This is a genomic window from Nonomuraea sp. NPDC050404 (genome assembly GCF_040655495.1).
Lineage (GTDB): Bacteria > Actinomycetota > Actinomycetes > Streptosporangiales > Streptosporangiaceae > Nonomuraea.
Genome location: NZ_JBFAKB010000021.1, coordinates 1 through 11,991, shown reverse-complemented (window position 1 = coordinate 11,991; position 11,991 = coordinate 1). Strand labels below are relative to the sequence as shown.

Annotated in this window: 8 protein-coding genes and 1 rRNA gene; 5 read left to right on the top strand and 4 right to left on the bottom strand. The window is 70.8% G+C overall.

Annotation, left to right across the window (positions count from 1 at the left end; genetic code table 11):
• The first annotated feature begins 9 nt into the window (after positions 1-9).
• The 3 genes from AB0I81_RS43390 to AB0I81_RS43380 are packed head-to-tail and all read left to right on the top strand — an operon-like array spanning position 10 to position 3,061.
• The gene (locus AB0I81_RS43390; RefSeq protein WP_360670366.1) at positions 10-1,626 is read left to right on the top strand and encodes a PucR family transcriptional regulator ligand-binding domain-containing protein; all 1,617 of its coding nucleotides are present in this window, start codon (positions 10-12) and stop codon (positions 1,624-1,626) included.
• 18 nt (positions 1,627-1,644) lie between these two features.
• A complete protein-coding gene (locus tag AB0I81_RS43385; RefSeq protein WP_360670363.1) occupies positions 1,645-2,022 on the top strand; it encodes a cupin domain-containing protein in 378 nt (125 codons plus the stop codon).
• Positions 2,023-2,041: 19 nt separating this feature from the next.
• Positions 2,042-3,061: a methyltransferase gene (locus AB0I81_RS43380; RefSeq protein WP_360670361.1), complete on the top strand. Its 1,020-nt coding sequence runs from the start codon at positions 2,042-2,044 to the stop codon at positions 3,059-3,061.
• Between the two features lie 96 nt (positions 3,062-3,157).
• Here the strand turns inward: AB0I81_RS43380 and trpS are convergent, their stop codons facing one another.
• Positions 3,158-4,120 carry a tryptophan--tRNA ligase gene (gene trpS, locus AB0I81_RS43375; protein WP_360670358.1) on the bottom strand — a complete coding sequence of 321 codons (963 nt, stop codon included), beginning with the start codon at positions 4,118-4,120 and terminating at the stop codon, positions 3,158-3,160.
• Positions 4,121-4,377: 257 nt separating this feature from the next.
• On the opposite strand from trpS, the gene AB0I81_RS43370 reads away from it, so the two are divergent.
• Positions 4,378-5,847 (top strand): phosphodiester glycosidase family protein, encoded by a 1,470-nt coding sequence (locus AB0I81_RS43370; protein ID WP_360670355.1) that lies wholly within the window; start codon positions 4,378-4,380, stop codon positions 5,845-5,847.
• A 3-nt stretch (positions 5,848-5,850) separates the two neighbouring features.
• Here AB0I81_RS43370 and AB0I81_RS43365 read toward each other — a convergent pair whose 3' ends face one another.
• Complete coding sequence (locus AB0I81_RS43365; RefSeq protein WP_360670351.1) at positions 5,851-6,336, bottom strand: Lrp/AsnC family transcriptional regulator; 486 nt, start codon at positions 6,334-6,336, stop codon at positions 5,851-5,853.
• Between the two features lie 83 nt (positions 6,337-6,419).
• Here AB0I81_RS43365 and AB0I81_RS43360 point away from each other — a divergent pair, with 83 nt between their 5' ends.
• Entirely contained in the window at positions 6,420-7,049 is a 630-nt protein-coding gene (locus tag AB0I81_RS43360) for a LysE family translocator (protein WP_360670349.1), read from the top strand.
• Between the two features lie 4 nt (positions 7,050-7,053).
• Here the strand turns inward: AB0I81_RS43360 and AB0I81_RS43355 are convergent, their stop codons facing one another.
• Entirely contained in the window at positions 7,054-10,338 is a 3,285-nt protein-coding gene (locus AB0I81_RS43355; protein WP_360670346.1) for a tetratricopeptide repeat protein, read from the bottom strand.
• 1,565 nt (positions 10,339-11,903) lie between these two features.
• Positions 11,904-11,991 (bottom strand): 5S ribosomal RNA (gene rrf / locus AB0I81_RS43350); the annotation flags it as partial.

Below are 11,991 nucleotides of genomic sequence, written 5' to 3'. Positions count from 1 at the left end.
CTCTGCCCCGTGCTGCCCACCATCGCCGACGTCCTCGCCCTGGAGACCGTACGCCGGGGCAACCCGCGCGTGGTCGCGGGCGCCGACCGGCTCGACACCAGAGTGCGGTGGGTGCACGTCGGCGAGATCGCCGAGATCGCCCAGCTGCTGCGCGGCGGTGAGCTCGTGCTCACCACGGGAGTGGCCCTGCCCGAGGACCCGGAGAAGCTGGCCGACTACATCGGGGAGCTGTCCTCCGTGGGGGCCTCCGGGCTCATCGTGGAGCTGGGCCGCAGGTTCGTCCGCGAACTGCCGCGCGCCGTGGTCAAGTCGGCCGAGGAGCACGGGCTGCCGGTCATCGTGCTGACCCGCGAGACGCCGTTCGTGCAGATCACCGAGTCGGTGCACGCGCGCATCATCGACATCCAGCTTGAGGAGCTGCGCGCCTCGGAGCAGTTGCACGAGGTCTTCACCGAGTTGTCGGTCGAAGGTGCCTCGCCGGCCGAGGTGCTGGCCCAGGTGGCCCGGCTGTCGGGCCGTCCCGTGCTGCTGGAGAACCTCGCGCACCAGGTGCTGGCCTGCGAGTCCGCCGGGCGCGACGCGGGCACCCTGCTGGCGGGGTGGGAGACCAGGTCGCGGACGGTGGCGCCGACCGGGCGCACCGCCTACGACCCGGCCTCCGGCTGGCTGGTCACCACGGTCGGCGCGCGCGGGCAGGACTGGGGGCGGCTCATCCTGATCTGCGACGCCGCCCCGTCGCCGCGCGACCTGGTGCTGGCCGAGCGCGCCGCCACCACGCTCGCGCTGGGCCGCCTGCTGGAGCGCCACCAGGAGTCGCTGGAGCGCCAGGCGCACGGCACGATCATCACCGGCATCCTGACCCACGCCTACGCCGATCCCGAGGAGGCCGCGGCGCGCGCCCGCGCGGTGGGCGTGCCGCTCACCGGGCGCAAGCTGATCAGCGTGGTCATCAGGCCGACCGAGCACGTCGACCAGGCGCTCGACGGGCAGGCGCAGCTCGGCGAGCTGGCCGAGGCCACCGCCGCCGCCTGCCGCGACGCCCGCCTGCCCGCCCTGGTGGGCGCGCTCGACCAGGAGCGGGTCGGGGTGCTGCTGCCGCTCCCGCCGCGCACGCAGGCCGAGCCGGCGCTGACCGCGCTGGCCGAGCGGCTGCGCGTGTTGTGCGGGCCGGGGTCGGCGTTCGTGCTGGCCGCCGGGTCGGTGGTGGAGTCCATCAGGGACGTACGCCGCAGCTTCCTCGAAGCCGAGCAGGTGGCCGACGTGGCGGTCCGCCAGCCCGACGGCCGGCCCTTCTACCGGCTGCCCGACCTGCGCCTGCGCGGCCTGCTCCACCTGCTGCGCGACGACGCGCGGCTGCAGACGTTCGCCGAGCGGGAGCTGGGCCCGCTGCTGGCCCACGACGCCCAGCGGGGCGGCGACCTGACCCGCATCCTGCGCGTCTACCTCGACTCCGGCCGCAACAAGGCCGTCGCCGCGCAGAAGGCGCACCTGTCCAGGCCCGCCTTCTACGACCGGCTGCGCCGCCTCGAACGCATCCTCGACACCGACCTCGACGACGTCGAGTCGTGCCTGTCGCTCCACGTCGCCCTCCTGGCACTTGAGTCTTTTCGCAGAGAGAGCCGCTAATGTGCTGGAATGGGCGATATGTCTGATGTACTGATGCCCGATCTGGTGGACCTCGGCCGCATGCTCGCCACCGCGGGCGCCTTCGCCGTGCCCGTCCACGACGTACGACTGGCCCCCGAAGAGCTCGACCCCGAGCAGATCGTCGCCGGCGACCCCGCCGTCTCCTCCCTGGAACTGGGCGAGGGCAGGGGCATCAGGCAGATCACGCCGGGCGTCGTGACGGACGTGGAGACCGACGAGATCTTCGTCGTGTTGTCGGGCCACGCCACGATCGCCGTCGAGGGCGGTACCACGATCGAGGTGAACCCGGGAGACGTGTGCCTGCTGGCCGAGGGCGCCAAGACGACCTGGATCGTGCACGAGACCCTGCGCAAGGTGTATCAGACGCGCACGTAGACGGCTTACCGTCGCACTTGTGCCCCTGTTCTTCAATCCCTTGGAAACCACGGCCCACCGGCTGTCGATCGTTCCGCCCATGTTCGACTACTTCGGCGCCCTGGGGCTGCACGCGCTCATCGCGGCGGCCAGGGTGGGCGTCTTCGACGCGCTGCGGGAGCGGCCGTCCACCGGCGGCGAACTGGCCGGCACGCTCGGCCTCGACCCCCGCGCGACCGACACGCTGTTACGCGCGCTGACCGGGCTCGGCTACCTGCGGGTCAGGGGCGGCCGGCACCGCCTGACCCGTACCGCGCGGCGGTGGCTCACCTCCGACTCCCCGACGTCGCTGCTGGCGGGCCTGGAGTTCTGGGAGCGGACCGCCTGCGTGATCTGGCCCAGACTGGAGAAGGCCGTACGGGACGGGTCAGCGGACACGCCGTTCTACACGCTGCTGGAGAACGACCGGGAGCTGGCGCGCTCGTTCCAGGCGTGGACGGCCGCCATGGCACGGCGGCAGGCGCCCGCCACGGCGCGGGCCATCCCGGTGCCACGCGGCGCCGGGCAGCTGCTGGACGTGGGCGGCGGCCACGGGGTGTTCAGCCTGGAGCTGTTGCGACGCCATCCCGGGCTCCGCGCCACCGTGATCGACCTGCCGTACGCGCTCGAAAGCGCCGCGGAACACCCCCGCCTGACCATGCGCGCGGGCTCCTTCCTGCAGGACGACCTGGGCACCGGCTACGACGTCGCCCTGCTGTTCAACATCCTGCACGGGCTGACCGACGACGAGACGGCACTGCTGTTCCAACGCCTGGCCGTCTCACTCAACCCGGGCGGCACGATCGTCATCGGCGACCAGTTCGCCGACAGCCGCATGCCGGGACGGGCCAGCCGCACCCTGCTCAGCCTGCTGGAGCTCAACTACCTGGTGACGGTCGGCGGCAGGGTGCGCGACCTGCGCGAGGTGGCCGTCCTGCTGCGGGCGGCCGGCTTCCGCAAGGTACGGCACCGCCGCCCGCTGGGCTCCCCGGCCACCGAACTGGCCGTGGCCAGACGCTAGAACCCCATCGCCGCCCGCGCCTCGTCGAACGTTCAGCCAGAACCCCATCGCGGCCCGTACGTTCAGCCAGAACCCCATCGCGGCCCGTACGTTCAGTCAAAACCCCATCGCGGCCCGTACCTCGTCGAGTGTGCGCACCGCGCGCTCGCGGGCCCTGTCGTTGCCCTGCGCCAGAATCTGCCGCACCTCGGCCTCGTCCGCTTCGGCCCTGCGCTTCCTGATCGGCCGCAGGAACTCGTTGACCGCCTCCGTGACCACCCGTTTGAGCGTGGCCGCGCCGCCGTCGCCGATCTCCTCCGCCAGCTCGCGCGGCGACCGGCCCAGACACAGCCCGGCCAGTGTGAGCAGGTTGGCCACCTCGGGCCGGCGCTCCTCCTCGAAGGTGATCATCCGTTCCGAGTCGGTGCGGGCCCTGCGGATGAGGGCGGCGGTCTCGTCCTCGGTGGCCGACAGGGCAATCGCGTTGCCACGGCTCTTGCTCATCTTGCCGCCGTCGAGCCCCTTGAGCAGCGGCTGCGCGCCCATCATGGCCTCGGGCAGCGGGAACACCGCGCCGTAGCGCTCGTTGAAGCGGCGCGCGACCAGCCGCGCCACCTCCAGGTGCGGCACCTGGTCCTTCCCGACGGGCACCAGCGTGCCCTTGCAGAACAGGATGTCGGCCGCCTGATGCACGGGGTAGGTGAACATCAGCCCGCTCACGGCCGCCTGCGAGCTGTGCGCGATCTCGTCCTTGACCGTCGGGTTGCGCCCCAGCTCGGCCACCGACACCAGGCTCAGGAACGGCAGCAGGAGCTGGTTCAGCTCGGGGATCGCGCTGTGCTGGAAGATCGTGACCTTGGCCGGGTCGATGCCGACCGCCAGGTAGTCGAGCAGCAGCTCGGTGGTGTGCCGCCGGATCTCGCCCGGCACGTCGCGGTCGGTGATCACCTGGTAGTCGGCGATCAGCACGTACATGGGATGGCGGTCCTGCAGTTCGACCCGGTTGGCCAGCGAGCCGAAATAGTGGCCCAGGTGCAGCGGCCCGGTCGGCCGGTCGCCCGTCAGCACGACGTCGTTCATGGTTTCTCTCCTTGGGATCATGCCGTCCCCGGAGAGGAGCCACCGCTGGTGCGGGCCGTCTCTGGGACGGCCCACACATGTGGATTCAGCGGCCGTCTACCGGCCGCCACCACATGCGGAAGCGAGTCATGTACGCATGGTATCCGATCGTTGTGTCAATCTCGTAACCTCTTTACTCAGATGGCGTATTCGCCTGCCTCGGAGACCTTGATCTCGCCACTATGGTGCGGTCCCTCTTTCCGCCCTCTGGAGAGTTCATGTCTCGACGCACCCTCGCCGGCGGCCTGGCCATAGCCGCGGCGATCACCCTCACCGCACTGCCCGCGACAGCGGAGCAGCAGTCGGTGAGATTCCCGTCGGCGAAGTTCCCGCTGGGCACAAGACCCGTGCCGACCAAGACGATGAAGACCGTGGCGCAGGGCATCGACCTGTACGACGTGAAAGCGGGCACGTCCACCGACGGCTACACGGTGACGATCCTGATGCCCAACGGACGCGACTCCGGCACGCAGACCGCGGCCGAGAGCGTGGTCGCGGAGGTGGAGGCGGCCGGGGAGACCGCCAGCCTGCAGAAGGTGGTCCGGCCCGGCGTGGCCGACTCCCCCTCCAAGACCGAGTACATGGTCCGCGTGGGCCTGTGGTCGTTGAAGGACAAGAAGAAGGCCGAGGAGAGCGCCAAGAAGCTCAAGGAGGCCGGGCTGAAGGTCAAGGTCGACTACCTCGGCGACGACGGGCTCAAGACCACGGGCCCGTGGGACGTCAAGGTCGCCATGATCGACGCCAGGACGTTCCGCGGCTCGTACGTCGCCTCGCTCGGCACCAGCGTCGCCAAGCGCGAGACCGTCTCCTCCATGGCCAAGGCCGGTAAGGCCCTGCTCGGCATCAACGGCGGCTTCTTCAACATCCACACCTCGCCCGCGCTGCGCGGCGAGCCGCTCGGCGCGTCCGTGGTCGGCGGCAAGCTGCTCAGCGAGGCCGTCGAGGGCCGCTCGGCGGTCGTGCTCAAGGGCCGCACCGCCAAGATCACCGAGCTGAAGACCGACGTCACCGCGATCTCCCAGGACGGCGAGCGCGTCGAGGTCAACGGCATCAACCGGGCCGCCACGACGGACGAAGTGGTGCTGTACACGGAGGAGTACGGCTCCAAGACGCCCACCGGCGGCACCGACGCGGTCATCGACGCCAACGGCAAGATCGTGAGCCTGCGTGAATCGGGCGGCGTCGTGGCCAAGGGCACGCAGGTGCTGCACGGCAACGGCGTGGCCGCCGACTGGCTCAACGAGCACGCCTGGCAGGAATGGACGCTCAAGTTCGTGACCAAGGTCGTGGACCTGCGTACGAAGAAGGCCATCAAGCTGACCCCCGACGTGAACGTGGTCGCGGGCGGCGTCGGCCTGGTGCGCAACGGCAAGGTGAAGATCACCGCCAAGCGCGACGGGCACGACTCGATGAACATGATCCTGCGCCGCCACCCGCGTACCCTCCTCGGCACCACGAAGAACGGCAGCCTGATCCTGGCCACCATCGACGGACGGCAGCCCGGGATCACGATCGGGGCCAACTTCGTGGAGGCGGCCCAGTTCATGCGCTGGCTGGGCGCCACGCAGGCGATCAACCTGGACGGCGGCGGGTCGACGGCGATGGTGGTCGACGGCAAGCTGGTCAACCGGCCGTCGGACGGCGGCGAGCGCGCCGTCGGCGACGCCCTCCTGGTCCTGCCCCAGTAACCCTCACTTGGAAGGGGCCCGCGGCCGCGGGTCCCTTCCCACCGGCAGGCCGGCGTATGCCTTCACGGCCTTCATCGCCAGGTGCGAGGTCACCTGCGCCACCCCCGGCAGCCCGGACAACGCCTCGGAGTAGAACCGCTCGTACGCGGCCAGGTCCGCCACCGCCACCCGCAGCAGGAAATCGGGATCACCGAACAGCCGGTGCGCCTCCACGACCTCCGGCATCTCCGCCACCCGCCGCTCAAACTCCGCCACGGTGTCCTGGTCCTCGTACCGCATCACCACGGTCACGAACGCCTGGAACCCGCGCCCCACGGCGTCCCCGTCGAGCAGCGCCCGGTAGCCACGGATGACGCCGCTCTCCTCCAGTTGCCGCACCCGTCGCAGGCACGGCGACGGCGTCAGCCCCACCCGGTCGGCCAGCTCGCTGTTGCTGAGCCGCCCGTCCCGCTGCAGCTCTTGGAGGATCCTGCGGTCAATGGCGTCCATGGCGCAACATCCTGCCATTTTCTGCTTGCCCTCGGCATAAATCCACCATCGTGTGCCGGGCCGTCTTGGCTACCTTCGCAGCTGTGGACATCCCGCTTCTGCTGCTGTTCCTGGGCATGGATCTGCTGCTGGTCTGCACGCCCGGCCCGGACATGTTGTACATCGTGGCGCGCTCGCTCGGCCAGGGCCGCAGGACGGGCCTGACGGCGGTGGCCGGCATCTGCTGCGGTTACGCGGTGCACACCGTCCTCGCCGCCGCGGGGCTCGCCGCCGCACTGCGCGCCGTGCCCGCCGCCCTGCCGGTCATGCGCTACGCCGGGGCCGCGTACCTCGTCTTCCTCGCCGTCAGGACGCTGATGGCGCTGCGCCGCCGCGATGCCCCCGCGCTCGGCTCGCAGAGCGCCGAGCCAGCGGGCAGGGTGCTGCGGCAGAGCATGCTCACGGCGCTGCTCAACCCGAAGGGCCTGCTGCTGTACCTGTCGCTGATGCCGCAGTTCATCTCGACGGGGACCGGCGTCCCGCTGGGCGTGCAGCTCACCGCACTCGGCCTGCTGCACGTCGTCAACTGCGCCCTGCTGTACGGCCTGGTCGCGGCCGGCACCGCGCGGGCCGGTCGCGCCCTGACCGGCACCCCCAAGGCGGCGCGCCGGATCTCGGCGGTCTCGGGCACCCTGCTCCTCGTCGTCGCGGCCGCCACCCTCGGCGCGCATTGACGTCTCACGCCCGATCCCTCCAGTAGGCGAGCTGTGCCCTGGTGATCCGGGTGGCGGGGTGGTCGCGGCCGAGCACGTGCTCCCTGATGGGCAGCAGCGCCGCGTACTGGTCGCGGGCCCCCGCCGGATCCCCCGCCCGGCCGGTCCAGTAGGCCAGATTGGCGCGGGCGGTCAGCGTGTCGGGGTGCTCGGGGCCGGAGACGCGCTCACGCAGGGGCAGCAGTTCGAGGTAGGCATCCCTGGCCGCCGCCGCGTCACCCAGCTCACCGGTCCACCGCGCCAGCTCGTGCCTGATCGTCAGCGTGTCCGGGTGGTCGGGGCCGAGCACGCGCTCGCGTACGACGAGGAGCCGCGCGTACTGGTCGCGCGCCGTCCCGGCGTCGCCCGCCTGGCCGGCCCAGTAGGCCAGGTTGTGCCAGGTGGTCAGCGTGTCGGGATGGTGGAGCCCGAGGACGCGCTCGCGCGGGGGCAACAGGGCCGCGCACTGGTCCCTGGCCGCCGCCGGATCCCCCGCCCGGCCCGTCCAGTAGGCCAGGTTGTGCCGGGTGGTCAGCGTGTCGGGATGGTCGGGGCCCGAGGTCTGTACGCGGCGGAAGAGCAGCTCGGCGTACTGGTCGCGGGCCGAGTCGGCGTCACCCAGCTCGCCCGTCCACCGGGCCAGCTCGTGGCGGGTGGTCAGGGTCGAGGGGTGATCGGGGCCGAGGACGCGTTCGCGGATGGGCAGCAGTTCGGCGCAGTGGTCGCGGGCCGCCGCCGCGTCACCCGCCTCGCCGGTCCACTGCGCCAGGTTCGCGCGGGCGGTCAGGGTGTCGGGGTGGTCGCGGCCCTGGACCCGTTCCCTGATCGGGAGCAGTTCGGCGTAACGGTCGCGGGCTGTCGCCGCGTCGCCCAGCTCGCCCGTCCACCGGGCCAGCTCGTGCAGGATCGTCAGCGTGTCGGGATGGTCGGGGCCTGAGACTCGCTCACGTACGACGAGGAGGATCGCGTACTGGTCCTTGGCCGCCGCCGCGTCACCCAGCTCACCCGTCCACCGGGCCAGCTCATGCCGGTTGATCAGCGTGGAGGGGTGCTCGGGGCCCTGGACACGTTCGCGAATCGGCAACAACGCCGCGTACTGGTCGCGGGCCGCCACCGGGTCGCCCGCCTGGCCGGTCCACTGCGCCAGGTTCGCCTGCGTGATGAGCGTGTCAGGGTGCTCGGAACCGGACACGCGCCTGCGCACCGGGAGAAGCTCCGCGTACTGGTCGCGCGCGGCCACCGGGTCACCCGCCTTCCCGGTCCACTGGGCGAGGCTGTGCCTGGTGGTCAGCGTGTCGGGATGCTCGTGGCCGAGCACCCGCTCGTGGATCGGCAACAACGCCGCGTACTGGTCGCGGGCCGCCACCGCGTCGCCCGCCTCGCCGGTCCACTGCGCCAGGTTCGCCCGCATGGTGAGGGTGATGGGGTGCTCGGGGCCGAGCACGCCCTCGCGCTCGGGCAGCAGGGCCGCGTACTGCTCGCGCGCGGACACGGCGTTGCCCGCCTCCCCCGTCCATTGGGCCAGGTTCGCCCTGGCGGTGAGGGTGTCGGGATGGGTGGCGCCCTGCACGCGTACCCTGATCGGCACCAGTTCGGCGTACATCTCCCTGGCGGCGGAGGCGTTCCCCAGCTCACCCGTCCACCGCGCCAGCTCATGCCGGATCGTCAGCGTGTTGGGGTGCTCGGGCCCCTGCACCCGCTCACGGATCGGCAACAACGCCGCGTACTGGTCGCGGGCCGCCACCGCGTCACCCAGCTCGCCCGTCCACCGCGCCAGCTCGTGCATGACGGTCAAGGTGATCGGGTGCTCGTGACCCGCCTGCCGCATCCGGAGGGGCAGCAGCTCCGCGTACTGCCGCCGCGCCTCCGCCGCGTCCCCCAGCTCACCCGTCCAGCGGGCCAGCTCGTGCCTGGCCGTCAGCGTGGCCGGGTGCTCGGCCCCCAGCTTCCCCGTCAGAGCGTCGCAAATGTCCTGGAACAACGACCTGGCGGTACGGTAGTCGCCGCTCGCCCCCAGATACTGGGCCGTCTTGTCCATACCCGGAGAAAGCGGGCTGAGCGCGGCGAGGACATGCGGCAACAACTGGGCGTACCGGGGCCAGGCACCGGAATGGGCCGGATCGTCGGGCAGCACCGACTCCAGGAGCACGGCGGCGGCATCGCGCCAGCGCTGCTGCTCGTGCGGCGAGAGCCGATCGAGGGTGACCGCCTGGACCAGACGGTGCACCGACACCAGGCCACGCGCCGGATGCCCGATCAGGCTGTGCCCGCGCAACGCACCCACGGCGGCATTGATCGTGATCGTGTCGCTCGGCAACTCCTGCAGCACCGCCAGCGCGCTGAGCAGCGGACGGAAGTCACGCAGCAACCGCATCCGCGAGCTCGGGAACCGCCCATACGCCCGCTGCCGCCGCACGTCCGCCCCGAACAACTCGCGCGGACTACGCCGTTCGAGCTGCGACAGCAGCAGGTGATAGGGGATGGCCTCGTGGGAGTAGCAGGCCAGCACACGCAGCAGCGCGATCGCTCGCGGGCTCGTACGGGCCAGATTCTTGAACGCGAGCTGCCAGGTACTGGTGACCCGCTCGTCGTTCCCCCAAGCCTGCCCCTGGGCCAGCAGCTCGGCCCGCTGACCGTGCAGCAGCCCGAGGTAGTCCGCCAGATCCATGCCGGTCTCGGCCATGAAGGCCCCGGCCTGCTCCAACGCCAGCGGCAACGCCCCCAACTCGGCCGCCACGGCGGCGGCCGCCGCCTCGTCCGTCTGCCCCGACCGCGCCAGCACCAGCGCCACCGCCGGCTCCGGATCCAGCACCGGCAGCTCCAGCCCCTGCTCACGCGGCCAGTTCCCGGAACGGCTGGTGATCAGCACATGCCCCGGCCCCGCCGGAGGAAGAAAAGGGCGCAGCTTGTCAGCGTCCGGCGCGTTGTCAAAGATCAGCAACCAGGGTTCGGTACGGGCCGCCAGCGCGGCATGCACCTGATGAACAGGGTCGGCCGCGTCGCCCATCTCCCGTAACCCCAGCATCGCGGCCAGCCGGGCACAGGCGGCCGACAACACGGCCGGGGTCGCGGCGGGCAGTTGCCAGAGGAGTTCGTAGTCCCGCTGATGGCGGTGGGCGTACTCCAGGGCCAGGCTGGTCTTGCCTACGCCGCCCAGCCCGTACACGACGATCACGGCCGGCTCGGTACGGTCCGCGAGCAGCCGCCCCCGCAACTCCGCCACCGCCTCGTCCCTGCCTATCAGGCGGGGCGGGCGGGGCGGTAGCTGCACCGGCCGGGTGGGAACCGCAGGCCGGGCCGGCAACCGCACATCACCGACAACATCCACATGCCCCACGGTCACGGTGGAACTGTCCCCCGTCATCGCGACCCCAGGATTATCCCCCCCAACCGCAATGGAACGCTCCATCCCCGCACTCACACCTCCGCCTGCACTGGCACCTCCGCCTGCATTGGCACCCCCGCTCGCACTGGTGGCCCCGCCGCTCGCACTGTCAGCCCCACTTGCGCTGGTGGCCCCACTACTCTCACCGGCATCCCCACTTGCGCTGGTAGCGCCGCTACTCTCACCGGCATCCCCACTTGCGCTGGTGGCCCTGCTGCGCGCACCGGCATGCCTGCCCGCACCTTTGTCCGCGCCGACACCCCCGTTCGCATCTCGGCCCCCAAGGGGATCCCCGCTTCCACCTTCACCCCCACCGACATCCTCGCCCGCACTAACGCCCGCGCTCCCACCGGCATCGGCACCCGCGTCTGCGTCTGCGTCTGCGTCTGCGTCTGCGTCTGCGTCTGCGTCTGCGTCTGCGTCTGCGTCTGCGTCTGCGTCGGAACCACCTTCCCGCCCATCCTCTTCCGCCGCACCGACCGAGAGCTCTCCATCGACTCCACTCGCCGCGCTTTGGCCAGTTCCTTCAGCCACGGCAGGCTCGCCCGTCTGGCTGACACCCCCTCCAGGGGGCGCCGGATCGGCAGGCGACGCCCTCACTCCTGCGCGACGCCACAACATTGTCAGCACGCCTGCCATCAGCAGGCCGCCGACTCCCAGGCAGATGCTGACCAGACTGTCCTGCTCATCCAGCAGCATTAGCAATGTGCCGGGCATGCCCAACAAATCGAAGACATAGTCCGCCACTCCCATCGCAACCAATGTGAGCGAAACAGGCGTAAGCGTCCAAGCAAGAAAGCGGGCGCGCCGACGACGACGGCGCGCCGATTCGGATGTCTGGCCTGAGGAGGAGGAAGCCATCACGCTCTCCAGAGTGACTGCGTCAACTAAAAGGCGCCACCGGAACTCCGTCATGCCCGGTAAGCACCCCATACAACCCAGAACGCGATAGCCTCCCAGCCTGCCCGACACCGATGCCCCGAAAAAGCAACAAGGCCCCCAACGCACCCAGCGTCGAAGCCCTACCAATACGAAAACAAGGGGCCGGCCGATTGTGGGTGGGTGAGGGTTCCGTCCGGTTGGCGGAGCCCGGAGGTGGGCGCCGACGCCTGGAGCTGGGTGCCAGCGCCTGGGTGCCGACGCCTGGAGCTGGGTGTCGGCGCCTGGAAGCGTGCCGTGATTGCCAGGGCGCCGTGCCGCGTGCCGAGAGTCCAGGCTGGTTGCGGTGGTGGCGGCAGCCGCCTCGGCCCGAGGTTCCTGGGTTCCTGCTGATTGGCATGGCCTGGGTACGTGCTCAGATTCGGGTCCATGTGCGGAAACAGGGACTCCGCTTTTCCACTGACAGAATCTCCACGTGTTGAGCCCCACAGCCGGTAGGCGCCGGAAAGCCCGCACAACGAGAAAGGGCCCCGACGCGTCAGCGTCGAGGCCCTTCCCCTCATACAAAGATTGTCCGGCGGTGACCTACTCTCCCACACCCTCCCGAGTGCAGTACCATCGGCGCAGAGAAGCTTAACTTCCGGGTTCGGAATGTAACCG

Excerpts from the sequence above, each read along its gene's own strand:
- AB0I81_RS43370 (WP_360670355.1), top strand. The coding sequence starts at position 4,378 with ATGTCTCGACGCACCCTCGCCGGCGGCCTGGCCATAGCCGCGGCGATC.
- trpS (WP_360670358.1), bottom strand. The coding sequence starts at position 4,120 with ATGAACGACGTCGTGCTGACGGGCGACCGGCCGACCGGGCCGCTGCAC.
- AB0I81_RS43365 (WP_360670351.1), bottom strand. The coding sequence starts at position 6,336 with ATGGACGCCATTGACCGCAGGATCCTCCAAGAGCTGCAGCGGGACGGG.
- AB0I81_RS43385 (WP_360670363.1), top strand. The coding sequence starts at position 1,645 with ATGTCTGATGTACTGATGCCCGATCTGGTGGACCTCGGCCGCATGCTC.